General features: G+C 40.1%; 23 protein-coding genes. 12 read left to right on the forward strand and 11 right to left on the reverse strand.

The genetic code is table 11. The features are described 5' to 3' along the window. Window positions 1–35: 35 nt before the first annotated feature. The 4 genes from CDZ88_RS05200 to CDZ88_RS05215 all read right to left on the reverse strand — a co-directional run bounded on the left by CDZ88_RS05200 (window position 36) and on the right by CDZ88_RS05215 (window position 3,626). Window positions 36–1,808 (reverse strand): S8 family peptidase, encoded by a 1,773-nt coding sequence (locus tag CDZ88_RS05200; protein ID WP_100372527.1) that lies wholly within the window; start codon window positions 1,806–1,808, stop codon window positions 36–38. Window positions 1,809–1,810: 2 nt separating this feature from the next. Next, window positions 1,811–2,377 (reverse strand): GNAT family N-acetyltransferase, encoded by a 567-nt coding sequence (locus CDZ88_RS05205; protein ID WP_100372528.1) that lies wholly within the window; start codon window positions 2,375–2,377, stop codon window positions 1,811–1,813. After that, complete coding sequence (locus tag CDZ88_RS05210; protein WP_100372529.1) at window positions 2,374–3,201, reverse strand: divergent polysaccharide deacetylase family protein; 828 nt, start codon at window positions 3,199–3,201, stop codon at window positions 2,374–2,376. Before CDZ88_RS05210 ends, CDZ88_RS05205 begins: the two co-directional genes overlap by 4 nt. Before the next feature lie 122 nt (window positions 3,202–3,323). After that, on the reverse strand, window positions 3,324–3,626 hold the full coding sequence (locus CDZ88_RS05215) for a MerR family transcriptional regulator (protein ID WP_100372530.1): 303 nt from the start codon (window positions 3,624–3,626) through the stop codon (window positions 3,324–3,326). A 237-nt stretch (window positions 3,627–3,863) separates the two neighbouring features. Between CDZ88_RS05215 and cobA the strand changes: the two genes are divergently transcribed. Genes cobA through CDZ88_RS05230 form a run of 3 tightly spaced genes read left to right on the forward strand, consistent with a single transcriptional unit; the run spans window position 3,864 to window position 6,783 of the window. Continuing rightward, entirely contained in the window at window positions 3,864–5,342 is a 1,479-nt protein-coding gene (cobA, locus tag CDZ88_RS05220) for a uroporphyrinogen-III C-methyltransferase (RefSeq protein WP_100372531.1), read from the forward strand. Next, on the forward strand, window positions 5,339–6,172 hold the full coding sequence (locus CDZ88_RS05225; protein WP_100372532.1) for a sirohydrochlorin chelatase: 834 nt from the start codon (window positions 5,339–5,341) through the stop codon (window positions 6,170–6,172). The genes cobA and CDZ88_RS05225 overlap by 4 nt, the downstream gene beginning before the upstream one ends. Further along, window positions 6,169–6,783, forward strand: coding sequence for a precorrin-2 dehydrogenase/sirohydrochlorin ferrochelatase family protein (locus tag CDZ88_RS05230; protein WP_100372533.1), 615 nt, complete (start codon window positions 6,169–6,171; stop codon window positions 6,781–6,783). The genes CDZ88_RS05225 and CDZ88_RS05230 overlap by 4 nt, the downstream gene beginning before the upstream one ends. Window positions 6,784–6,830: 47 nt before the next feature. Here the strand turns inward: CDZ88_RS05230 and folE2 are convergent, their stop codons facing one another. Further along, complete coding sequence (folE2, locus tag CDZ88_RS05235) at window positions 6,831–7,721, reverse strand: GTP cyclohydrolase FolE2 (RefSeq protein ID WP_100372534.1); 891 nt, start codon at window positions 7,719–7,721, stop codon at window positions 6,831–6,833. 187 nt (window positions 7,722–7,908) lie between these two features. On the opposite strand from folE2, the gene CDZ88_RS05240 reads away from it, so the two are divergent. Both CDZ88_RS05240 and CDZ88_RS05250 read left to right on the forward strand, forming a co-directional pair. Continuing rightward, entirely contained in the window at window positions 7,909–8,202 is a 294-nt protein-coding gene (locus CDZ88_RS05240) for a hypothetical protein (protein ID WP_442857083.1), read from the forward strand. A gap of 389 nt (window positions 8,203–8,591) precedes the next feature. Further along, entirely contained in the window at window positions 8,592–9,962 is a 1,371-nt protein-coding gene (locus CDZ88_RS05250) for an aspartate kinase (RefSeq protein WP_100372537.1), read from the forward strand. Window positions 9,963–9,997: 35 nt separating this feature from the next. Here CDZ88_RS05250 and CDZ88_RS05255 read toward each other — a convergent pair whose 3' ends face one another. Continuing rightward, window positions 9,998–10,852, reverse strand: coding sequence for an ion transporter (locus tag CDZ88_RS05255; RefSeq protein ID WP_100372538.1), 855 nt, complete (start codon window positions 10,850–10,852; stop codon window positions 9,998–10,000). A gap of 170 nt (window positions 10,853–11,022) precedes the next feature. Between CDZ88_RS05255 and CDZ88_RS05260 the strand changes: the two genes are divergently transcribed. Continuing rightward, complete coding sequence (locus CDZ88_RS05260) at window positions 11,023–12,033, forward strand: NAD(P)/FAD-dependent oxidoreductase (RefSeq protein WP_100372539.1); 1,011 nt, start codon at window positions 11,023–11,025, stop codon at window positions 12,031–12,033. A 170-nt stretch (window positions 12,034–12,203) separates the two neighbouring features. Here CDZ88_RS05260 and proC read toward each other — a convergent pair whose 3' ends face one another. Genes proC through proB form a run of 3 tightly spaced genes read right to left on the reverse strand, consistent with a single transcriptional unit; the run spans window position 12,204 to window position 15,425 of the window. Next, the gene (gene proC / locus CDZ88_RS05265) at window positions 12,204–13,040 is read right to left on the reverse strand and encodes a pyrroline-5-carboxylate reductase (RefSeq protein ID WP_100372540.1); all 837 of its coding nucleotides are present in this window, start codon (window positions 13,038–13,040) and stop codon (window positions 12,204–12,206) included. A gap of 10 nt (window positions 13,041–13,050) precedes the next feature. Continuing rightward, complete coding sequence (locus CDZ88_RS05270) at window positions 13,051–14,301, reverse strand: glutamate-5-semialdehyde dehydrogenase (RefSeq protein WP_157796577.1); 1,251 nt, start codon at window positions 14,299–14,301, stop codon at window positions 13,051–13,053. Continuing rightward, window positions 14,301–15,425, reverse strand: a complete 1,125-nt coding sequence (proB, locus tag CDZ88_RS05275) for a glutamate 5-kinase (protein ID WP_100372542.1) — start codon at window positions 15,423–15,425, stop codon at window positions 14,301–14,303. The genes CDZ88_RS05270 and proB overlap by 1 nt, the downstream gene beginning before the upstream one ends. A gap of 454 nt (window positions 15,426–15,879) precedes the next feature. Here proB and CDZ88_RS05280 point away from each other — a divergent pair, with 454 nt between their 5' ends. Continuing rightward, on the forward strand, window positions 15,880–16,665 hold the full coding sequence (locus CDZ88_RS05280; protein ID WP_100372543.1) for an SDR family NAD(P)-dependent oxidoreductase: 786 nt from the start codon (window positions 15,880–15,882) through the stop codon (window positions 16,663–16,665). Window positions 16,666–16,846: 181 nt separating this feature from the next. Here the strand turns inward: CDZ88_RS05280 and CDZ88_RS05290 are convergent, their stop codons facing one another. Further along, entirely contained in the window at window positions 16,847–17,050 is a 204-nt protein-coding gene (locus CDZ88_RS05290; RefSeq protein ID WP_157796484.1) for a YqzH family protein, read from the reverse strand. Window positions 17,051–17,464: 414 nt separating this feature from the next. After that, window positions 17,465–17,623 (reverse strand): hypothetical protein, encoded by a 159-nt coding sequence (locus CDZ88_RS17585; RefSeq protein ID WP_198507820.1) that lies wholly within the window; start codon window positions 17,621–17,623, stop codon window positions 17,465–17,467. 213 nt (window positions 17,624–17,836) lie between these two features. Here CDZ88_RS17585 and asnB point away from each other — a divergent pair, with 213 nt between their 5' ends. The 5 genes from asnB to CDZ88_RS05315 all read left to right on the forward strand — a co-directional run bounded on the left by asnB (window position 17,837) and on the right by CDZ88_RS05315 (window position 25,595). Further along, window positions 17,837–19,684 carry an asparagine synthase (glutamine-hydrolyzing) gene (gene asnB / locus CDZ88_RS05295; RefSeq protein WP_100372546.1) on the forward strand — a complete coding sequence of 616 codons (1,848 nt, stop codon included), beginning with the start codon at window positions 17,837–17,839 and terminating at the stop codon, window positions 19,682–19,684. Between the two features lie 128 nt (window positions 19,685–19,812). Further along, on the forward strand, window positions 19,813–20,820 hold the full coding sequence (locus CDZ88_RS05300; protein ID WP_100372547.1) for a DUF3231 family protein: 1,008 nt from the start codon (window positions 19,813–19,815) through the stop codon (window positions 20,818–20,820). A gap of 1,072 nt (window positions 20,821–21,892) precedes the next feature. Continuing rightward, a complete protein-coding gene (locus CDZ88_RS17975) occupies window positions 21,893–22,474 on the forward strand; it encodes a methyl-accepting chemotaxis protein (protein ID WP_442857111.1) in 582 nt (193 codons plus the stop codon). Between the two features lie 173 nt (window positions 22,475–22,647). Then, window positions 22,648–24,147 (forward strand): phytoene desaturase family protein, encoded by a 1,500-nt coding sequence (locus CDZ88_RS05310; RefSeq protein WP_232718569.1) that lies wholly within the window; start codon window positions 22,648–22,650, stop codon window positions 24,145–24,147. After that, complete coding sequence (locus CDZ88_RS05315) at window positions 24,144–25,595, forward strand: phytoene desaturase family protein (RefSeq protein WP_100372549.1); 1,452 nt, start codon at window positions 24,144–24,146, stop codon at window positions 25,593–25,595. The genes CDZ88_RS05310 and CDZ88_RS05315 overlap by 4 nt, the downstream gene beginning before the upstream one ends. The last annotated feature ends 9 nt before the right edge of the window (window positions 25,596–25,604 follow it).

Consider the following 25,604-nt stretch of genomic DNA (forward strand, 5'->3'; position numbering starts at 1 on the left):
ACACGGAGAAGAGGGGATCTTCTCCGTGTTTTTGTTTAATTAGCTAATGATTCTAATGCACCTGCAACATCAATTTCACCGTGTCCGTAATAGGAATCGTGGCCTTCGGTTCCGAGGTCGCGTGCTGTAGTTCGGATCACTTCATAAACTTGTTCATTGCTTAAGTCTGGTCGCATCGCGCGAATGAGTCCTGCAAGGCCAGCGACATGTGGGGCTGCCATGGATGTTCCCGACATGACAGTGTATTGATTGTTTGGGAACAAGCTTGGAATATGTGACCCAGGTGCAGCTACATCAATATGTTGTCCGTAATTAGAGAAGAACGAACGGTTCCGTGTCTCATCGACTGATGCAACCGTTAATACTTCTTCATATTGCGCTGGATACATCGGATCTTCAACGTTGTCATTTCCAGAAGCAGCAATTAAGACGACATCATTGTCATATGCATAACGAATTGCTTCCTGTAAGACATCAGCATGATAGTAATCACCAAGACTCATATTAATGACATCAGCACCGTTATCGACTGCCCAATAAATGCCCTTAGCCACTTCATATGAGGAGCCTTCCCCGTTATCATTCAACACTTTGACCGGAAGGATTTTGCTGTTCCACGAAACCCCTGCAATACCTGTCACATTATTTGTTAGTGCAGCTGCGACCCCTGCGACATGAGTGCCATGCCCATGTGCATCGGAATGATCAGAGGAGTCGTCAAATGCGTTAAATCCTGTTAATAATTTTTCTCCTAAGTCTTGATGATTTGGATCCACGCCCGTATCTAAAATGGCGATCGTTACATCGTCACCTCCTGATAAATCCCAACCGTCACTCATCTCGATTTGTTCAAGATTCCATTGGTAAGGTTCGAAAAATTCATCATTTGGTACAGAAGATAGAGCAGTTGGACCTTGCTGTGTAAAAACATAATTTGGTTCAGCAAAAGAAAGATCGTACTCACGTTGTAACCCTTTAATGAGGGATTCTGTTGACTCTGTCTCACTTTCTACAACATAAAAGGGTTCATTTTGGTGAACCACTTTTAGTTCAGGATGTTCATTAAACCATTGTGCCTGACTATTTGTTCGCTTGAATTTAATCACAGCTTGATGTTTGACATACGTGAGTTTTTCTTTATCAGGTTGCTTCGATTGAACAGCGATTTGCCAACCGAGCTCTGGGACCATTACTGCTTTAATTGATTCAGGTAAGTCCTCTGTTGTTTTCCAGTCAATTGACGGATTATCGCCTGAGACGAAGAAGTTTCCATTTGAATCAGCAATAGCTGCGGTATTGCGAATGAACAATTTAACAAATGATAGATCAATTTCCCCAACAATCATATCGCCATTCTTAAGATCCTCACCCATGAGCATGTACATTTTCCCTTCATTCTCATATGGATCGGAAAATTCACTGCTCATATGATGATGAGTCAATAGAGTTGGGTTTGTTACAGACATATCCCCGACAATCAAATCAGGTTGATCATCTTTCATTAAAGCAAATCCATTAAAGTGTGGGTGTTCGTTTACTTCTTCTTTAAATTTTTGTTGAATCTCGGTATCGGTTAAATCTTCATCTGCCCAGCGCTGAAGCTGTGCCGATAGTTGCTTTAGAAACATCGAAGTCGTAAGCGCTAAGTCCTCAGCCATGAGTTTATCCATCGCTTGTGAATCAAGAGTTCTTGGGATATTTTTTTGTTGAACTGCCATGTTATTGTCATCAATTAATGCACGTCCAATCATTGCTAATGCTAAGCCTACTACAGCTACGATCGCGACAGTTTTTGCCATTCTCCACATAATTATTGCTCCTTTTTGTTTTCTTTAGTAAAAAAATAAGCCATAAAAATCTCATCATCATAGGTTCCGTTTAAGTAAACTTGCTCCTTTTGTATGCCTTCTGTTACAAAGCCATACCGCTCATATAATGTTTTGGCAATGTTGTTTGAGGCAAAGACGGTCAGGCAAAGTTTATGGAGCATATGCATGCGGCACCATTCAAAGGTGTACTCCATCACCTTTTTACCGATTCCTTTACCTTGTGCATCTTCATGAAGCCATGTTCGAAACATTCCCGTATGTTTTTTCATCGTTAGTTCCCCGCGAATCACCCGAGCAATGCCACGTGCTGTGCCATCGACTTCAACGACTATATACATGTTGTCTTGTTCTTTCATTTCCTTGATGAATTGATGTTCTTCTTCAATCGTGCGTGGGCGTTCTTTTTGAATGTATGTCCCTTCTTTAATGATTGAGTCAACAGAAGTAATGATGTCTATGGCATCACTTTTCTGAACAGGTCGCAGAGTGACGTCTGTATCATCCTTTGCAGTGAAAGTCATAATTAAAGGCTCAGCTACGACTGTCATGATGTTCGCTCCTTTTTACTCTGTTGCTTTGGCATCCAGAAATGTGTAGGATCTTCGTCGATGTGTGTATGAATAATATGAGACGCTGGAACGATTTTTATTTGTTTTTTTTCTAAATCATTAAGACAAGCGAGAATTCCTGCAACAGTCTCATCTCCATTAATACCAACATGGCCGATTCCGATAGCATCCCCGTCATCTGTAGCAACCGTAGCTAACTTGATCATTTGTTTAGAAACATGCTGCCTTGAAGAAAGAGAGTCATCTAAAAACACATCGCGAACGGCGTGGGGAATTTGACGTTCTGTAGCTAGGCGTGAAATAACGGATTGATTACTTGTGCCACTGTCGATCATATATAACCCATGTTCTTTCACCACATCTAAAATGACACTCATAATGCGCTCATCCTCAACGATCTTACTTCCCATATGATTGTTTAACCCCACCGCATGAGGCACATCAGCTATGGCTTCTTCAACGCGCTTTCTAACCTCTTCATTGGATAAATCACTTGTAATTCCTTTAGGACCTAACCACGACGCTTTTCCTTTTTTCGGTTCCAGGGGGAGGTGGACGATGACCTCTAGTCCTGCATGGAACGCTTTTTCCGCTTGTTCTGTGGAATGCTCTAAAAAAGGCATGATTGCAACCGTAATCGGTACATTACCTGTAAGAAATGCATCTACTCCTTTAACATTGCCACCAAAATCATCAATCACTATCGCAACTTTTTTCCATTCGTTCGTTGTAGCGAATGTATGGAATGGAAATATAGTGACCAACAAGCATAGGATGATAAATGAGAGAATCAATCGACTCATGAGCTTGACCTCCTTTTGAAAGTATTCTTCTATGCAATTAGTGTTTCTTTATGTGTCTCTTTCTATGAGGAAAATCCAAACAAAAAAGCTCACGATTGGCATGGTTCACCAATCGCAAGCTCTTATTTTCTTATATTAAATGCTGCGTTCAATTGACCGCGAAGCATTTTTTCACGTACATCTTGTTTTTTCATCATTTTTTGTTCTTGTTTACGAATTTCAAAAGTTTGCATCCCGTCTTCCATTTTATTGGCGATGTCAACGAGTCGCTCGACATCAAGAAACGAGTATTTTCTCGTTCCGCCTTTGGTTCGATCGGGTTCAATTAATTTTCGTTCTTCATAGTAACGAATTTTTCTTTCTGTTAATCCTGTAAGTTCACTTACAATCCCAATTGTAATTACTTTTTTATCTTTATACGACATAGTTAGCATTCCACCTTCATGCATATATGTTAGAATGTTCTGATCTTTTGTCATACTATATCATAATCTTTCCAATGTTGTGCGGAGCTTTGTTAGATTATCTAACATTTAAATTTCTTATGAAGCAAATTAATCGAAAACTCAAATAGTAATTGTTTGAATGGATCGATTATATTATACTTTATAAAACATATAAAAAAAGTCGGATTAATAGTGATCGTTAGAGGAGATGAGCGTGTGTTAACGAAAGGGTATGTATATTTAGTCGGTGCGGGCCCAGGCGATATTGGATTACTGACCGTAAAGGGAAAAGAATGTCTAGAGAAAGCGGATGTTGTCTTGTTTGATCGATTAATCAATCCGTTATTATTGGAATGGACAAAACCGAATTGTGAGCATGTGTATTGCGGGAAGCTCCCTAAACGTCATTTGCTTAGACAAGAAGTCATTAATGAGCGACTCGTTGAATATGCAAAAGCGGGAAAAGTGGTTGTGCGTTTGAAGGGGGGAGACCCTAGTGTATTTGGGCGTGTAGGGGAAGAAGCAGCAGCACTTGAACAAGAGCATATTGGGTACGAGATCATTCCAGGTATTACAGCGGGGATCGGTGCTGCCACTTATGCTGGTGTATCAGTCACTCACCGGGATCATGGTGCTTCTTTTGCAATGGTGACAGGTCATGACAAATCAGATAAAGGAGAACCACTGATTGATTGGAAGGCACTTGCAACAGGTATTGATACGATTGCTTTTTACATGGGTGTGAAAAATCTTGCCTACATATCACAGCAGTTAGTGAAGCACGGTAAATCATCTGATACACCCGTATTAGTTATTCAATGGGGAACACTCGGGGCACAAAAGACTGTTTCAGGGACGTTAGAAACCATTCAAGACCGTGTGAGCGAGGCGAAAGTGACAAACCCAGCTATTACATTAGTAGGGGAAGTCGCTTCTTTACGAACGGGACCGAGTTGGTTTGAACAAAAAGCATTATTTGGAGAACAAATTGTGCTTGGGCGAACGAGCTCGGATGAAAGTGAAATAGGGAGTCAGTTGCGCCAAGTAGGAGCGGAGGTGTTTGAGTTTCCTCGTTATACAACAGAACGATACGCGATTCCTTCAACCGAGTTAGTAAAAGCTCAACAAATTCTTTTTCTATCACCGCAAAGTGTGAAATCATTCTTTCAAACGTTAAAAGAACACCAGCTAGACATCAGACAATGCCAGGCGACCTTCTATACAGTTTCTCACAAGTCGAAGAAGATGGTAGAAGAACATGGTTGTCACTCACGTTCAGCCAATGACGTCAGTCTGAGTGAAGACCTTCTAATTGTTGGAGAAGAAAAATGGGCAGACAAACAAACCGAGTTAGTGAATCGTTGGGGAGAACACCAATTGATCATTAGCCATCGTGAGGTTTTAGTTTCACAAAGTTTGAGCACATGTGAGCGTTTATTCGATGAGGACCGACTTAAAACGATCGTCTTTCCAAATGCCGATTCTGTCCGAACAGTGACAGAATCATTTGCGAAAATGGGACGGACAGCATTTGAACATGCAAAAGATATGAGTGTTATTTGTTTTGGCCCGGCTTCATATGAGGCAGCTCGTCAAGCTGGCTATCAAGTAGGTGCTGTGCTAGAATCACCTTCAGCAAAGGCGTTAATTGAACAGCTCATTTATCGTAAAAAGAAAGAAGGGGAAAAGGTATGAGAGCCATATTGTACGTTGGGCACGGAAGTCGTGTGCAAGCGGGAAATCAACAACTCATGACATTTATTGAACAGGTGAAAGGTCATTTTCAGCATATTGCTATACAAGAGCATTGTTTTATTGAGTTATCAGAGCCAACGATCGCAGAAGGTATTGCTGCCTGTGTGAAAAAGGGGGCGACGGACATTGCAGTGATTCCGGTCCTCTTACTCACAGCGAATCACGCCAAGCTTGATATACCGCGTGAAATAGACAAAGCTAAGTTAGTCTATCCCCAAGTATCCTTTACATATGGTCGTCCTTTTGGGGTCGAAGAGACATTAATCTCGATTTTAAAGAAACGACTAGAACAGCAAGGGTTACCAGAACGAACAGCTCGTCCAACTGATGATGAGCGAGAAGACTCCATCGTTCTTTTAGTTGGGCGAGGAAGTAGTGATCCTGATGCAAACAGTGATTTAATGAAAATCGGGCGTCTCTTGTGGGAGGAAGCTCCTATAGCTGATGTCGAAGTTTGCTATATAGCAGCAACTAGGCCGACCGTTGACCAAGGCTTAGAGCGTCTCACGCGTTACCCATACAAGAAAGTGTATGTTCTTCCTTACTTATTGTTTACAGGGGTCTTAATGAAAGGCTTACAAAAAAAGCTAACTCATTGGTCAGAAGAAACAGGAATTGAATCGATTTTGTGTCAGTACCTTGGCTTTGATGATGACATGAAAAACGTCTTAATAAGGAGAGTCGAAGAGGTGTTAGCAAACTTTGTTCCAGTTAATTGTGATCTCTGTCAATATCGAATTCAAGCTGAAAAAAGCAGGTCGTCTTCATGAATGGGTTGTCAATTATTTGGCAAGCGATCGATCGAGTCGTTGTGTTTATCGGCGGAGGGAACGTAGCCACTAGGCATGTGAAGAAATTTGTGACAAGTGGCGCTTCTGTTGTGGTCATCTCCCCAACCCTTACAGAGGAACTTGCTGAATTGTCTCGTGAACATGTGATCACGTGGGAGAAGCGGAAGGTCAGCCCTAATGAAACATTTGAAAGTGATATTGTGATGGCCACGACAAATGATCGTGAATTAAATCAAGCATTGACCGAGAGTAAGCAACCGCGGCAGTGGATATATAACGCATCAGACGCATCTACTAGTGATTTTTCCTTCCCGTTCACATATGAAAGAGGCAACTTTACATTATCTATGACAACATCAGGGGCTAGTCCAACCTATACGAAACAACTTTTAAATGAAGTGACAAAGCATCTCCCAGATACATTAGAAGAAGACTTACTCTATTTAAGAGCCGTACGGGATAAAATAAAATTGTTGGCTATAGACAATGAGGTAAAGAAAGAACTCTTACAAACCGTAGCAACGGAGAGATTTCTTCGTACGGAGAGTCGCGAAGCGTCTTTGCAACAATTATTTAATGAAAAGTGTTAAAAGCCTATCCCTCAATGGAATAGGCTTTTTAGCTATAACTACGTAGATTATACTTCTTTTGTAAACGAAAGCTGAGCAATCGCATCATGCTGGTGGATGGACTCTTCATTGCGGCATTCAATTTCAAATGAACGGACAGCTTCGTGCTCGTAAAGGTCAGCTCCGACAAGACGAACGAGATCTTCAACGAAACGTGGATTTTCGTAAGCATGTTCTGTAACAGCTTTCTCATCTGGACGCTTTAAAACAGGATAAAGAATGGAACTTGCATTGCTTTCTGCTGCTTCTAATAGAGTGGATTTCCAATCAATGTCAGCGTGTTCATCAACGACAACAGACATCGTAACAAATCCGCGTTGGTTATGCGCGCTGTATTCACTGATCTCTTTTGAACATGGACATAATGTTGTCACAGCAGCAACCAATGTGATTTTAGACGTGTAGCCGGTTTCTTCATTAAAACTAATATCATACGTAACATTGGCATGTGCCATTCCTTCTTTTTGCATTGCGGGACTTGATTTTGTGAAAAACCAAGGAAATGTAACTTGAACATTTGATGCTTGTTGCTTCATTTCACGTGCTAAAATCGTTGTGAATTCCCGTAATGTTTCAACGGATAATAGGTGAGTTTGGAAAAAGATGTGTAGTTGCTCTGTTAAGCGACTCATATTAATTCCTTTGAACTTAGCATCTAAACTAGTCGTCATCGCAAACTCAGCTGTAGTCGTTTGAACAGTCGGTGCAAGGTCCGATTCAATCATTACCGGATATTTCACTTTTGAGATCCCTACTTTTTGGATCGGGAAGTAAAAATCATCTGGTTTATTTTGTAAGTCGGGCATTTTATCTTTTTCTTTTGGCTTCGTTCCTTCAATCGGTTCAACTGAGCCAAAGTGACGATGTCGTTCGGCCTTAGGTGGTAATTGTCTATTCATTATTATCACTCCTGATTGTTGCATTCATCATGCTATAACAAGTTAAAATAATCTTTTAAATTACGAGATTATCATATCATAATTTTTCATATCAAAAAAACAAATTGCTTATAAAGATTATACATCATGTACGGGTTGCACATCGGACCTATACATATTACACTCAAATGGAGATAGAGACAAGGAAGTGAATGCTTTGAAAAAAGGAACAGGTATTTTCATAGGTCTTGCTGTGATTTTAATTATTTTAGGCTTAACGATCCAAGTGACAGTAGAACCGAATGATGAACGAGTGATCATTGATCATACAAAAAAAGTGTATAGTGCACCAGAGTGCTATGACAATGCGGATCTAACGAATAACTTAGAAGAGACGACGTATCAATATGCAAATGATTTAAATTACGAGGTAGAATCATCATGCACGAGTGAAGCACTAAGCGGTGACAAAAAGCCAATCTTGTTGGCTTGGTTTAGTTAAAAAATAACCTCTTCTCACTGCGCGCAGTGAGAAGAGGTTATTTTTGTGTATGAAGGGGAATACCATAGCGACTTTTTATCTATCTATTTTAGCGTGAATATTCTTACATACGAAAGAAGAAACGTGCATAAAGTAGACTTTACAGAAAAATGTGCTGGAACACCTTCTTTTGGAAATGGATGCGAGCATATGGGAGACAGAGGGCAGAAGGAGCTTAAAATGTACGTGATCGTTGGATGAGCGTAGAATACCCATTAAGAGGTGTAAGTATGCGCTATAAGTCACATAGATGCGTTTTGCCCTTCAAATACAGTTATGATATAGTTGGAATGTTCGAATAAATTAGATAAACAGAGAAAATGAGAGATGATAGGAGCTGGAGAGACGAGATGAAAGTAGCTAAATTTGGAGGGACATCTGTAGCGAGTGCAGAGCAAATTAAAAAAGTAGCAAAAATTGTTTCAGATGATACGGAGCGAAAAATTGTTGTCGTATCTGCACCTGGTAAGAGACATTCGGGTGATACGAAAGTGACGGATTTGTTAATTACATTATGTGTTGCATACTTAGAATACGGCGTTGCAGAAAAGGAACTTCAAGCTGTACTTGAACGTTATGAAGACATTGCAAATGAATTAGAGTTAGATCGTTCAATTATGGCAACGATTGAAGCAGATTTACGTGAACGTCTCCAATTTGACCGAGAGCGTCCTGACTCATTTATGGACCTGATTAAGGCAAGTGGAGAAGATAATAACGCCAAATTAATTGCTGCATACCTGCAAATGATAGGACTTAGAGCAAGATACTTAAATCCTAAAGAAGCTGGATTACTTGTGAGTGATGAACCTGGCAATGCACAGGTGCTACCGGAAGCTTATGAGAATTTGAAAACATTAAAAGGAACAGGTGATATTATTGTCTTTCCGGGATTCTTTGGTTTTTCTAAAGAAGGAACATTGGTCACATTCCCACGTGGGGGTTCCGATATTACAGGGTCTATTTTAGCTGCAGGAGTCGAAGCGGAATTATATGAGAACTTTACCGATGTTGATTCGGTTTTTGCTGCGAATCCAAATGTAGTCCACGAGCCAGTAAAAATCAAAAAAATGACTTATCGTGAGATGCGAGAACTTTCTTATGCTGGGTTTTCTGTCTTTCATGATGAAGCATTAATTCCAGCTTTCAGAAAAGGAATTCCGGTCTGTGTGAAAAACACAAATAATCCATCTTCTTCAGGAACTATGATTATGGCAGAACGAGAGTATTTCTTAAATCCAGTAATAGGGATTGCAGCTGATGAAGGTTTTTCGACGATTTATGTACGAAAATACTTAATGAACAGAGAAGTAGGGTTCGGACGTCGTTTGCTCCAGATTATTGAAGATGAAGGTTTATCATATGAACATATCCCATCAGGTATTGATGACACATCGGTCATACTCCGTCAATGTCAGCTGACACCTGAGAATGAGGAAAGAATTGTTCGTCGGATTCGTGAAGAATTATGTGCTGATGATGTTTATATTGAAAAAGACTTTGCGATGATTATGATTGTAGGCGAAGGGATGCAAAATACCGTTGGAGTATCGGCCCGTACAACAGCAGCGCTTGCCCGTGCTAATGTAAACATCGAAATGATCAACCAAGGTTCTTCGGAAGTGAGTTTAGTTCTTGGAATTCATAAAGAGGATACCGACCGTGCCGTCAGGGAATTATATGCAGAATTTTTCGGTGCGGTTGTAGAAGTGGTTCTATAGTAAAAAGCGAGCGTTTATATAAACGCTCGCTTTTTTTATCCATTTTTTGATTGATTGTTATGGATGCGTTTTAACAAATCTTTCATTTCTGATACTTCATTTCGTAAGGAAGTAATCTCATCTTTCATATCTTTTTCAGCTTCTTCTAGATCAGACTTCATTTCCTCTTCATTGGCTTTCTCTACGTTACTTACGATAACACCAATAAATAGGTTGAAGACGATAAACGTTCCAACTAGGATGAAAAGTACGAAATAAATCCAAGACCACCAAACCTCAGCAAAGATTGGTCGCATAACACCACTTGCCCATGACTCAAGCGTGACAACTTGGAACAACGTAAGTAAAGTTAATTGTAAATTTCCAAAGTATTCGGGTGCTACTGTGTTAAAGAGCATCGTGCCAACGACCGCGAAAATATAGAAAATTATACTCATTAAAATCATGATGTTTCCTAAAGCAGGAATGGTCATCAATAGCGCGTCTACTAAACGACGAAGGGACGGAATGACTGAGATCGCACGAAGAACACGTAACACACGTAAAATTCTTAAAACGGTAACAAAATGAGCTCCGACAAAAATATGGCCTGCTGCGACGATTAAGAGATCGAACCAGTTCCAGCTACTTTTAAAGAAATCTCTTGTTGGCCGGGCAGCGATAAAACGCAAAGTGATCTCTACTGTGAAAATCCAGAGTAACGCCGTATCTGCTGCGTAAAACCAACCGCTATATCCTTCATATATGGAAGGGTAGGTTTCAAGACCGACGATGATTGCATTAAATAAAATCAACGTAATGATGATTGGTGTAAATGCTTTATGAAACACAACACGCTGAACAGCGGCTACAAATGGTGGTGTCGTACTAGATGATTGCTTGTTTTCCATTAATAATGTAACTCCTTCTCCGTTTCGCCTATACACTTTTCCTATTTTACTAGAAAGTAAGCAAGGAAGACAAGCAAGTATTTTGAAAAGAGAGGTAGATCAAGGCATCTTATTGCGGTTTTCATGTCGAATTTGATAGAATATTAGTATGAGAAAGGGGATTACTTCCGATGAAAAAAGAAACGTCTGTATTAATATTAGGTGCGGGGCTTGCTGGGATAATGGCGGCTAATGCTTTAAAAGAAAAAGGAATTTTTTACATATTGATAGATAAAGGAAGAAGTGTAGGAGGGAGGATGGCGACGAGAAGAATTGATACAGGGAAAGCTGATCACGGGGCGCAATTTTTCACTGCAAGAAGTGATGAAATGAAGGAACTAGTTGATCAGTGGATCGAATCAGGCGTCGTATATGAATGGACGAAGGGGTTCCATCAGTTGTCTGATACGGGAGAAATAAAGATTCATTCAGACGAATATCCGCGCTACGCAGCAACAGATGGAATGAATGCTTTAACAAAGGATCTAGCAACAGGAATAGACGTCTCCTTGCACACTCGTGCGAAAACAGTTCATTATAAAGAGGGTTCTTGGCATGTACATGTTGAAGATGAACAAGAAAAAACAGGGACAGAAATTGTTGCTAAAGGGCTCATTTCCACCATCCCTGTGCCTCAAGCTTTAACATGGATGGATTTTAACGGTATAGAAAGTGACATTAAAGAAGAATTATCTCAATTGGATTATGAGCCATGTGTGGGCTTAATGATAGCCTTAAACAAAGAAAGTAAACTCCCACAAAAAGGCGGGGTTCAAGGTCAAGGGGATCTTGCATTTATTGCAGACAACCAGCAAAAAGGGATTTCTACTAAGCCGATCCTCACAGTGCATGCTTCGGGTGACTGGAGTGCAGCCCATTTTGATGATACAGATGAAGAGATTCGCAACTTACTTTTAGCAAAGCTTGATCACATTGTTTCTGAGGAAGATATAATTAATATGGAGGTAAAGCGTTGGCGTTATGCTAAACCGAAAACGTTGTATCCAGACCGAGTATTAAAAACGGTGTACCCTGCTCCGATTGTATTTGCTGGAGATTGCTTTTTCGAAGGGAAAGTAGAAGGAGCGATTCTCTCTGGTATCACGGCGGGTAAGTGGATCGCTGATCAAATGAAAAATTAGAAAGAGGCTTGGACATATAGAAAGTGTTTAACTGAGAATCCCAACAATGTGCTAGCTTAGCGCATTGTTAGGATTCTTGTTAATTAAAATACTTACGTCCTAGCCTCTTTCTTTTTGAATGATGTGTGGAGGTTCTTAACATAAACTATTCACTTGAAAAAGCCGTTTTACTAAAATTTGCTTCCTGTAAACACTGATCCAAGTTCTTTTGAGCGGGCAATGGCTTTGATGATCGCATCATGCATTGCATCTTGACCGTTTCGTTCGCTGAGTAATGTAATTCCAGCTTCCGTTGTACCGTTTGGACTCATTACTTCTTCATAAAGCTCACGCGCTGTTTTTGACGTATCCTGTAATCGTTTCCCAACACCGACAACGGTTTGAGTAATGAGTGCAGTAGCTTCTTCTCTTGTCAGACCACTCTCGATCGCAGCATTCTCCATGGCTTCAATTAAATAGTAGAAGTAGGCTGGGCCGCTTCCTGCTACCCCCGTGACCGCATCCATTTTCACCTCAGGCACAATCGTAACGGTCCCAACGGCTGAGAATAATAAAGCGACGATGTCTAAATCTTCATCAGAGGCAAACGAACCAGCACTGATTGCTGTGGCTGAGGCTCCGACCTTGGCAGACGTATTTGGCATCGTACGGATGACGCGTACATGTTGGCCCGTTAAATCTTCAATATAAGATGCTGGAATCCCAGCTATCACTGAAATAAGTAATTGATCCAAATTAATCAAATGTTTTATATCAGAAATGGCTTCCTCGATATTTTTAGGTTTCATTGCCAAAACGATTAGGTCAGCTTCTTTTACTGCTTGTAATCGGTCACTCGTTGTTCGGATTTGGTAGCGTTCTTCTAATCGTTCTAATTTTTGAGTATCTGAAAGGTTTGTCGCAATGATCTGATTCGGTCGGACAATTTGATTGCGTAAAAGTCCTCCGATGATCGCTTCGGCCATTGCCCCTGCTCCTAAAAATGTAATCGTTTTATTCGTTAGCATATCGATTCACCTATCCTTTAATTTGTCCGTTACCTTTGATAAGGTATTTATTTGATGTAAGAGCGTGTAATCCCATCGGTCCTCTTGCATGGAGTTTTTGTGTGCTTATACCGATTTCTGCGCCAAAGCCAAATTCAAAGCCGTCTGTAAAACGAGTCGAGGCGTGATGGTAGATCGCAGCAGCATCGACAAGTTGCTGGAATATTTTTACGTTCAAATCTGTTTCGCTAATAATCGCCTCTGAATGTTTTGTTCCATATTGGCGGATATGGTTGATTGCTTTATCTAATGAAGGGACGATAGTTATCGCTACCTTTAAATCTAGGTATTCATCTGTCCAATCAATCTCTGTAGCAATGTTTACTCTTGAGTCCATGATGCAGGCTTTCTCATCTCCATAAAAAGTTACACCATAATGATCAAGGACATCTACTAAGCTGTTGAAATGATCTTCGGCCCAAGCTTCATGAATAATGATCGTTTCAGCTGCATTACAAACAGATGGTCGCTGAGTTTTTGCATTAACAACTATGTTCTTCGCTAGTTCCACTTTGGCTGAATCATCGATATAAATATGGCAGTTTCCCACCCCTGTTTCTATGACAGGTACACGAGCCTTTTCAACAACCGCTTGAATCAAGCGAGCTCCGCCTCTTGGTATTAATAATACATCAATGTATTCACGGCATGTAAATAAATGTTCTGCTGTTTGCCTACTTGTGTCCTCGATTAATTGAATAGCCTCAATAGAGATCGAAACTTCCTTTAATGCTGCTTGTAAGACATCGACAAGGGCGATATTGGAATGAATAGCTGTCGAGCTTCCACGAAGGAGGACGGCATTTCCTGTCTTTAAGCAAAGGCTTGCTGCATCAACGGTGACATTCGGACGGGCCTCGTAAATCATAGCGACAACACCTAAAGGAACTCGAATGTTTTTTAAGTGAAGACCATTCGGGCGTTCCGAAGATTCAAGAACATCCCCGATCGGATCATCAAGTGTAGCAACTTGTTCTAGGGCATTTGCCATTTCTGAAATCCGATCCTTTGTTAAGGTTAATCGGTCAATCATTGTGTCACTTATTTCATTCATTTTTGCAGCTTCGATGTCTTTTTTGTTTTCTGAGAGAAGATAGTCTTGCTCGGAACGAAGGATGCGAGCCATGACTTGTAAAGCTTTGTTTTTTTGTTCTGTTGGCAAATTTGCTAGGTTAGGGGCAATGGCTTGTGCTTGTTTTGCTTTATCATACACTTCATTTATCATTTAATCTTCTCCTTTGTGGTCGATACCCATTGATTACGATGTATAATGGTCGCTTTTAATCCTGGTATTTGCTCATTGGCTTCTTTGGTCGTCAACCCTTTAATTAATTCAAGCTCTTCGGCCGACATGCTTGATTGACCTTTGCCGATGATGTCACCTTTTAAGTTTGCAATTTCAACGACATCCCCAGGCTCAAATGATCCAGTAACGCTAACAACTCCTACTGGTAACAAGCTTTTTCCTTTAAAAAGTAAGGCCTTTTCTGCACCTTGATCAATGATGAGGCGGCCATGTGTTTCGGAGTGAACGGCTAACCACTGTTTAGAGGCGGGCATGACAGCAACTTGTTGAAATGAGCCAATATAGGTGCCATCTCCTTTTCCAGAAACAATGTCTTGTAATGTTTCCTGTCCACTTGATTGGCCAATGAACACATTGACACCAAATGGAAGGGCTTGTTTAGCAGCTAGAAGTTTTGATTTCATTCCTCCAGTACCAACCTTAGACCCTGATTGACCGGCAACTTGCATCAACTCAGTTGTCACTTCAGGAAGGTGATGATATTTTTTTGCCTTTGGATTGTTCGTTGGATTTGAATCATATAATCCATTGACATCGGTGATCATGCATAGGGTATCGGCATGCAGGAAGCCACTGACTAAGGCTGAGAGCATGTCATTATCACCAAACGTTAATTCCTCAATCGAAGTAGAGTCATTTTCATTGATGATTGGAACAGCCGAACGTTTTAATAATTCAGTAAGGGTGTGCAACGCATTTTGATATCTTTCTTGATGGGAAAAATCTTCTCTCGTTAATAAAAGCTGAGCAGCTGTTAATCCATATTTATTGAATTCTTGTAAGTACGCTTGCATCAATAGCCCTTGACCAACGGCTGCTGCTGCTTGCTTGCCCGCGGTTGTGATTGGGCGACTTGGGTAACCGAGAGAAGCGAACCCGGCAGCAATCGCACCAGATGAAACGAGAACGACTTCATGTCCTAGCTTTTTAGCTGCGGCGATCGCCTCGACATGACCTTTTAATTTTTCTATGCTAAGGGCTCCATTTGCCTCAGTTAGAGAACTACTTCCAACCTTCATCACTAACCTTTGACTCTTCATAATGATTTCCTTCTTTCACAAGTATTTTTAAGTGTACGGGTTAAGCACTGGAAAAATAAAAACCCTTCCGTCCTTAAAATTTAAGGACGGAAGGGTTGCCTCCGCGGTACCACCTTGATTGACATAGATATGCCCACTTAGTTATCCGTATCGAGGACAAACGGTCAGGCTTTCACCTAACTGCTCGAGGGCAGGTTCAGTAGCAACAGGGGTGATGGTCCTCTCAACCGGTGAGACCATTCTCTGTTCACATATTGCTTACGTACTAATCCCTCTCAACGCATCCGATTTAATTTTCATTATTATAATCACTAGTCAAGCTATTCGTCAAGTTGTAATCAGAAGATTCTTACAATTTTAAACCGTTTTCATAGAAATGTTTTGCTATATCATTCATCTGTCCAGTACACTAGCAGTATAATGGTTCCTTAAATAAAGGAGTAGGAGTGTCATCATGAATTTAACGAATCAATCTATTTGGATCACTGGAGCTTCGAGTGGTCTAGGCAAACAACTTGCGATCGATGTGGCAAAAGCAGGAGCTACACCTGTGTTATTTGCCAGAAATGAAGACCGTCTAAACGAAGTAGCAGATACAATTCGATCAATCGGTGGTAGCGTTTTTATTTATAAACTTGATCTTAGCAAAACAGCTGATATAGAAGCAATCGTTCAAGATGTATTTGAAAAAGTTGGAAAAATAGATATACTCGTGAACAATGCTGGATTTGCAGTGTTTGATTATGCAGACAAAGCTTCCATTATTGACAATGAAGAGATGTTTGCGGTCAATGTGTTAGGTTTGATGGCGATGACCAAAGCCGTGATTCCACGAATGAAACTTCAAAACCGTGGTCATATCATTAATATAGCTTCACAAGCAGGCAAGCTTGCTACCCCTAAATCAAGTGTCTATGCGGCTTCTAAGCACGCTGTTTTAGGGTATACAAATGCACTTCGTCTTGAGCTTGCCGAAGCTTCTATTTTTGTAACGGCCATTAACCCAGGACCGATCCGAACACCATTTTTTGAAAGAGCTGACGAAGAAGGCACGTACGTCAAAAACATCGAGAACATCATGCTAACACCAGAATATGTATCAAAGAAGATCATAGCGATCATGAAGAAGCCTAAACGTGAGCTGAATCTCCCGAAATGGATGGGAGTCGCCTCTAAAATGTATCAACTCATGCCGACACTGTTTGAAAAGATAGCAGGCAAGAAAATGCGACAAAAATAAGAAATGGAGTGACCGACGTGAACGAATTCCATTGCTGTGCTTCCTGTATACATTTTAAAGCGACACGAGCTAACGATAAGATGCATTATTTTTGTGAAAGATTAGGCTACGAGACGAAACCGACCTACCAATTTTCATGTTGGGAACCAAAAGAGAAAGTAAAGAAATTAATGAATAAACGTCAGTCGTCTGATTGACCAGTGAAAAAGCTATACATAACATCATGTACGACAATTATAGCTGTTTCATCAGTGGACGTATCTAATCGTTCTTTAATTTTGATTGAAAGTTCTTCTAATTCTTTTTGACTAAGACTGAGCGGCTCACCATTCGTGTACGTCTCACCAACTTGAACCAGCATTTTCTGAATGAAACGAAGATCCATCATACACCCCCAATAAATGTTCTATTTCTATTGTAGGGCAGATATCAACAGAGAGAAAAGCAAGTCCAGTCGATGGACTTGCTTTTTATTTGAGCTTATTCGCGCGAATCGCACCAGTTTCCGCGCGAATATATGACTGTTACGCGCGACATGTCATCATTTCCGCGCAAATGAGGCAAGTTTCCGCGCAAATGCAGCAAGAAAATGGAAAAAAGGTCGCCGCCCTCCATTTTATACGCCACTAAACGAGCCCTTCCGCTTTTCGTGTCTAGCTGCGGAGTCCAGCGGCTAGTAAAATTCCGTTCGGCTCGGTCGATAAGTCAACATCGAATCACTGCGTTCTTCGTGTTTCCTTTATCTCGGTCACCGCCCTACATTTTATACACCGCTTAACGGAATCCTCCGCTTTTCCACCTAAAAAAAATCTAGTTCTCTTTGTTGGTTGATTTGTTGGGGGTGGGTGGTTTGGTCTTGGGTGGTGTTGTAGGCGATCAGGACGACGCCTAGTTGTTGTTCGAGTTCTCGTATTTCTTGTAATTGTTTTTGTTGTAGATCGGCCACTGGATAATGCATGTTGATCACCTCCTATTTTAGTGTTTGCCTAAACTACTTAATGTAAACAAAGCGTAGATGTACATTATTTAGCGAATAGCTCTGAATGGTCTCTTTTAAAAAAAGATCGCACTTTTGGGCGAGATGTTGAATAGCATAGTTTATGGGCAGAGGACTTAAGAGAGATCGATATATATATAGATGGTGATTAATTCCCAAGAGGGGCTGATACGAATGTGTGGAATTACAGGGTGGATTGATTGGCGTCGTGATATGAGAGATGAGCGTTCAGAAGTCATGAAAATGGCAAAAACATTAAACAGACGAGGTCCAGACGATTTAAATGTGTGGACGTCAAAGCATGTAGGTTTTGGTCATGCTCGTTTAATTGTGGTGGATCCTGAGGGCGGCATCCAACCAATGACCAGGACGTATAAAAAGAAAGATTACACCATCGTTTATAACGGGGAATTATATAATACAGAAGACATACGCAAAGAGCTATTGCAAAGAGGGCATGATTTTAAAGGGCATTCTGATACCGAAGTATTGCTGAAATCTTATATTGAATGGGGCTATCAATGTCTAGAAAAATTAAATGGGATTTTTGCGTTTGCGATTTGGAATGAACAAGATCAAAGTTTGTTTATGGCACGGGACCGACTCGGTGTGAAGCCGTTATTTTATACTGTAAGAAATGGTTGTTTATTGTTTGGTTCGGAATTAAAGGCTTTGCTTGCTCATCGGGACATTGATGCTGTGGTCGAACGTGAAGGGATCTCAGAAATTATGGGGCTTGGGCCTTCGAGGACGCCAGGGCATGGAGTCTATAAAGACATTAATGAATTAAGACCTGCACATATGCTTATCTATGATCGGAACGGCGCAACGATTAGCAGGTATTGGACATTAAAAAGTATGGCGCATGAGCATACGACAGAAGAAACGGCCTTATACATTAGAGAGCTAATGGAGGATATTGTTGAACGTCAATTGTTTGCAGATGTACCAGTAGGCTTGTTTTTATCAGGTGGAGTAGATTCAAGTGTGTTAACGGCACTTGCTGCAAAAGTCTATGAGCGTCAAGGGATCAGTCCGGTACGTAGTTACTCCGTTGATTATGATGAAAATGATAAGTACTTTAAAGCAAATGCTTTTCAACCGAATGCTGATGGACCGTGGATTAAGCTAATGAGTGATTTTTGCCAAACAAAACATTATAATGCGGTCATCTCGATCGAGGAACTGGCGAATCAATTAAAAGATGCTGTCCGTGTTCGAGATTTGCCAGGTATGGCTGATATTGATTCCTCATTGTTATGGTTTTGTAAGGAAATCAAAAAAGATGTGACGGTTGGTTTATCAGGGGAATGTGCAGATGAGATTTTTGGTGGCTACCCGTGGTTTCATAAACCTGAAATAATGAATATTGACAACTTCCCATGGATGCGCTCGATTGATGAGCGGCAAGGACTCCTAAACGAAACATGGCAAAGGAAAATTGATCTAAAAAAATATGTATATGATCGATACAAAGAAACCATTCTTGAAACTCCACGATTCGCTGGCGACAGTAAGGAAGAAGCAAGACGACGTGAAATCTCATACTTGAATATCATTTGGTTTATGACTAACTTATTAGACCGTAAAGACAGAATGAGCATGGGCGCAAGCCTGGAGGTCCGTGTACCTTTTTCAGATCATCGCTTAGTCGAATATGTTTGGAATATTCCTTGGGAGATGAAACAGCTCGAAGGAAGAGAAAAAGGGATTTTACGTAAAGCTCTAGAAGGCGTCGTCCCAGATGAAATTCTATATCGCAAAAAGAGTCCATACCCGAAAACGCATCATCCAAGTTATACATCCGCTGTGCAAAAAGGCATTCAAGACATTTTGAAGGATAAGGACGCGCCGATTTTTGAGTTTATTAACAAAGAAAAATTAAAAGAAACAGCAGAAAGTGGTGGACTGTCAACGGGAACTCCATACTTTGGTCAATTAATGGCTGGGCCGCAACTTCTTGCACATTTCATTCAAATGGACTTTTGGATGAGGGAATATGATGTAAAAGTAAAAGGGTAGGTTTAGATGAGACTTGACTAGTGCATTCTAGTGGAGTCTTTTTTCTTTAAAAGAGGTAGCTGATGCATTACCTTCAAAAAAATGGGGCACATTATTTCTAACAGATAAAAGTAGAAGGAGTGTGAATCATGAAAGAACAACTATCTTCATCTGGAATCGCCATTATATGGATGACGTATCAGCAGAAAACGATGTTATTAAGAATGCTGGAGCATTTTGAACAGTGTAGTGAAGATAAAAAAGCTAAAAAAATTATGTCGTCCTTATATAAAGATACCTCAAAAGTGGTAATAAAATTAGAAAAACTCTTTATTGAAGAGGGTGGGGCGGTTCCTATAGGCTTCACAAAAGATGATGTGAATCCTGGGGCACCTAAGTTGTTTGAACAACATTTTGATATTATGTTTATTAAGCTAATGAAAGCCATCAGTATCGGTATGCATGCTATGCATTTAAATATGGCTTATCGAAAAGATCTTATTGATCTGTACGCAGAGCTCACAGAGATAACGCAAAATTATTATAAAGCATGCCAGGCATATTTAGAAGAACATTCCTTATTAGTTAAACCACCTTTTTTAGCGATTACGAATGATGTTCATTTTGTTGAAGGGAAAGATTATTTTAAAGGAACGAAATTAATTGGGGATGAAAGAACATTAAATGCGATTGAATTGGCACATTTGTTTCATGCTCTTGAGAATAATACGATCGGAACAACACTGATGATAGGGTTTGCTCAAACAGCTAAAGAGAAAGATGTCCAGGCTTATTTTCTTAAAGGAAAGAAATTAGCCAATCAAGTGGTGGATGAAATGAGCGGAATTATGAAAAAAGATGATATTCAATTCTCAATACCTTCAAGTGGAGCGATTACAACATCAACGATCTCGCCTTTTTCGGATAAACTAATGATTTATTGTACAAGTCTTTTATGCAGCTTTTCATTAGGTAGCAGTGCATTCGGATCGGCCTTTAACTTACGAAGTGACCTACCTGTAAAAGTAGCCGGGCTTGGAAAGTCGATTTTTGATTTCGCTTCTGAAGGGGCAAAGTTAATGGCTATGCATGGTTGGATGGAAGAACCGCCTCAACTAGCTGATCGTAAAGCTATCCTTAAATCCAAAAAAAATTAAAACCTAGACCAGCGATCCGGATATTGCTGGTTTATTTTTTGTTCCACCTCAAAAAAGTTGGGAGTATCTGACTTTTATGCTATGATCGAATTATCATACTATTTGTGGGGGTAAAAAGGGTGATTAATAGTGAGTGCGTGTTCATTCATTTTATTGTGGGGGGTGTCATTAGTTGATAAAAGAAACGAATCAATTATATGAACGTAATCGACTATTAACAAAGCTGATTTGGGCGATGTTTGTACTCGGGTTACTTAGTAATTTTATTAGTGGTGTGCCTATAGACGGCATTCTCGCTTATGGGCTAACTGGAGGTTTTTTAGCAAGTATTATCACGTTGCTAACGTACCAAGAAAAATGGCAACAATTTGTCCCTCTTATTGTAACGGTCTCTTTTTCAATTTTAACATTGGTTCTTGGTACAACATCTCCAAAATTATCAAATTACTTACTTGTCTATGTAAGTTTAGCCATTGTGACGTTGTATCACCATTATAAATTGATTGCGTTATCAGGCGTTTTAGGATTGGTCTTAACGAATTACTTCTTCTTGAATTTAAATGAGCCGATGTTTAACGGCCTAGGAACCGATGTACTTGTTTCATTAAATCTTTATGTATTACTTTTGACGTTGATTTTAATGGCACAAGCGAAGATCGGATCGAATATGCAACGAGATGTGCAGAAAAAAGCGATAGAAGCGACTCATGAAAAAGAAAAAGTGGAGAGCCTTCTTCAAAAGGTGTCTGAATCTCAGCGAGTAATTACTCAGTTTAGTGGACAAGTAAAGGAGGATATCCAATCAACACAAGCAGTCTCAGATCAACTTTATGAAACGTTCAAAGAAGTATCTGGGGGTATTGAACATCAAGCTAGTAGTGTCAGTGAAATGAACGATTTAATGAGAGAGCAAGATCAATCTGTAGGGTATGTATCAAAATATGCAGAGACGGTTAATACCGTTGCCCGGGATAGTTTGACTGAAACCGAGACAGGATATAAACGATTAAGTGAACTAACAAGTGAAATCAGTCAAGTGCAAAAGATGGTGCTTGGAACGAATGAGAATATGATGGAGTTAACGAGTAAAACAAAAAATATCGGCACCATTTTACAAACAGTTGACCAAATTGCGGAACAGACAAATTTACTGGCTCTAAATGCGGCGATTGAAGCTGCACGTGCTGGAGAACATGGCAGAGGATTCGCTGTTGTAGCAGATGAAGTAAGGAAGTTGGCGACCAATTCCCAACTTGCAACTAAGGAAATCTCGCAGCTTCTTCATGATATTAGGCAAAAAACAGAGTCAGTTTCTCTTGATGTCAGCAAGAGTGAACAAGCGATTAATCGCAGCATGGATATGACCGAACAAACAGAAAATAGCCTTCATTATTTACTCGATCAGATGAAAAAGGTTGTTGAGACGGCTAGTTCCTTTAACGATCTGGTGTTGAAATTAAAGAAATCGTCTCATACTTTAACGGGCGAACTTTCCAATGTAACAAATGGAACAGAAGCATCACATGCTATGGTTGAAGAAGTGTTTGCGAGCGTCGAAGAACAAAACGAATACATGAATTCGATGAGTGAACGGTTTAGAGAATTAGAAATGCTAACAGAAGAATTATCTTCGTTAGTTAATCAAACAAAATAGCAATCACGTAAAAGACATGAGAGTTACCATTCTATCATGTCTTTTTATCATTAATTTCACATAATATGAGGGATATTAATTGAAAAAATGAACTGTACCGAATATAATTTGTGTATAGGTTATGTACAATTATTTTTTAACTATTAGTGTTTCTAAGAGAGAGGAAGGGTACGATGGCCATGAAAAAAGTTTTCGTCATCGGTGCGGGTCCAGGCGGTATGGCAGCAGCTATGCTCCTTGCAGGACGCGGCTATCAAGTAGAGGTATTTGATAAACAACCATATGTTGGTGGTCGCACATCATCTTTTACAAAGGAGGGTTATACATTTGATCGCGGCCCAACTTTTCTAAGTATGCCGTATATATTAGAAGAGTTATTTGATTCTGTTGGCCGCAGGATGGATGATTACCTTTCAATGATAGAGATCGATCCGATGTATGAGCTGAAATTTGATGAGCTATCTTTGTTTCCATCTCGAAACCAATCAGAAACGAAAAAGCAAATTGACAAACTGTTCCCAGGCGAAGGTCAAGGGTATCTTCGTTTTATGAAAGACACAGAGAAGAAGATGATGGCGTTAATGCCTGTTCTTCAAAATCGTCATAGCTCATTATTAGATTACACCAAGTGGAGAACACTTAAAGCGCTTCCGCAACTCTCACTCGGTTCTTCTCTTTATCAGGTGCTTTCTTCATTCTTTAATGATGAGAGATTAAAGTTTACGTTTACTTTCCAATCCAAGTACTTAGGTATGTCACCTTGGGAGTGTCCAGGAGCTTTTAGTATATTGTCTTATATGGAACATAAATATGGAATATTTCATCCTAAAGGTGGATTAAATCAAATTCCTAAAGCGATGGCAGAGGTTGTTCGTGAATTTGGTGGGAAAATCCATTTAAATTCAGGCGTCCAAAAGCTGATAACAAAAAATAAAAAAGTGGTGGGCATCGAGTTAGACGGAGGAGAAAGACTTCATTGTGATGAAGTAGTTATCAATGCGGATTTTGCCCATGCGATGACGACAATCGTAGAGGAAGGCGAACTAACAACTTACTCTAGGGAGCGCTTAGAAAAGAAAAAGTATTCTTGTTCAACGTTTATGATTTATGCAGGCGTAAAAAAAGAATACGACCTCCCTCATCACACAATCTTGTTCTCTAGTGATTATAAAAAAAATGTACAAGAGATCACTCATTCTAAAGTGTTATCGAGTGATCCATCCATTTATATTCAAAATGCAAGTGTGACTGATCCAACACTCGCGCCTAAAGGGAAATCAGCGATGTACTTACTCGCGCCTGTTCCAAACAATTTTAGTTTAATTGATTGGGAAGAGAATAAAGAATCTTTTCGTGATTTAGTCTATGATCAAATCGAAAAAAAGACCAGTTTCAAAGGATTGCGCGAGAATCTTGAAACAGAAGAAATCATCACTCCACTTGATTGGCAACGAGATCACCATGTATTCAGAGGAGCAACCTTTAATTTGGCTCATAATTTAGGGCAAATGATGTACTTTAGACCTCATAATAAATTTCAAGAATTAGAAAACTGCTGGTTGGTCGGTGGTGGAACGCATCCAGGGAGTGGTTTACCGACTATTTTTGAATCTGCTAGAATTACAACCAATCTATTAATGGATGCCGATGAAGGAGTGAAGGTTTCACGATGAAAACAGCCATTATCGGTGGGGGTGTCGGTGGAATGTTGTCGGCACTTTACGAAAGACAACGCGGGCATGAAGTGGTCTTATATGAAAAAGAAGCTACATTAGGTGGCAGGTTAGCTTTTGTTGAACGAGATGGTTTCAAAATCGACAAAGGCCCAACGATCGTTTTATTGCCTGAGATGATTTATTCGATTTTAGAAGAAGTTGGAATCACTCGTGAGGAAGTTCCTCTTACTCGAATTGATCCGTTATATAGTTTACATTTCCCAGATGGAATGACGTTTTATAAATGGAGCGATAAAGAAAAACAATATGCGGAATTGAATAAATGGTTTGATGGAGAAACAGAAAATTTTGATCGCTATTTAGCAGACATGAAGTGGAGGTTCGAAGAAGGAAAGACCGCTTTTCTTGATCGAGATTTTGTAAGAAAACGCGACTTTTTCTCGGCTCCGAATCTTCACACTCTGTGGAAATTAAAAGCATATGAGACCGTAAAGCGTCAAGCAAGTCGTTACTTTAACCACCCACGTTTGCAAGAAGCGTTCTCTTTTCAAACGTTGTATATAGGAGGAGCTCCGCATGGTTCGCCCGCCTTATATTCGTTGGTACCGTTTAGTGAACATTATCACGGTATTTGGTATGTTCAGGGGGGTTATGCGAGTTTAATCTCATTGTTTGAAAAGAAATTAAGACAACGAGGTGTCGATATCCGTTTAGAATCAGAGGTCGAAGAGTTTGTGATGGAAGGAAATCGTTGTGTCGCAATCAAAACGAATAACAAGCAGCAAGAAGAATTATTTGACCGTTTTATTGTAAACGGAGATTTCCCAAATGCAGAACACCTTGTTACGAAGCAAAAGAAATCCTATACACCTTCTTCGGGTTGCTTGCTGTTGTATTTCGGATTAAATCGAACGTACGAAGAAAGAGATGTTCATCAATTTTTAATGACAGATGATTTTGAAAAACATATGAAAGAAGTGTTCGATGAAAAGACATTGCCTTCGTCTCCGTCCATGTATGTGTTCCACCCATCACTCATTGATTCAAGCTTGGCTCCAGATGGAAAAGGTGTCATGTATGTGTTAATTCCCGTCCCGTCTGGTGATGCGGTTAATTGGGATGATGTCGACCACTACATTGAGGAGCGAATCGATGAATTAGAAAAAAGAGCCTTCCCAGACCTAAGAGATGCGATAGAGTGGATGGAAGTTCGAACACCTAAAATGGCGCTGCAAGATGGTCTGTATGCAGGAGGCAGTTTCGGAATCGCCCCGTCGCTAAGGCAATCAGGTGTGTTCCGTCCACAACTTAAACCATTTAAGTTCGATAATGTTTATGCTGTTGGTGCTTCAACTCATCCTGGGGGAGGCATTCCGATTGTCATGCAAGGGGCAAAACTACTAGCGGATTATATTGATACAGAAGAAATGGTGCATTCATGGTAAAGGGAGTGA

Source organism: Bacillus sp. FJAT-45037 (assembly GCF_002797325.1).
GTDB lineage: Bacteria > Bacillota > Bacilli > Bacillales > Bacillaceae_D > Alkalihalophilus.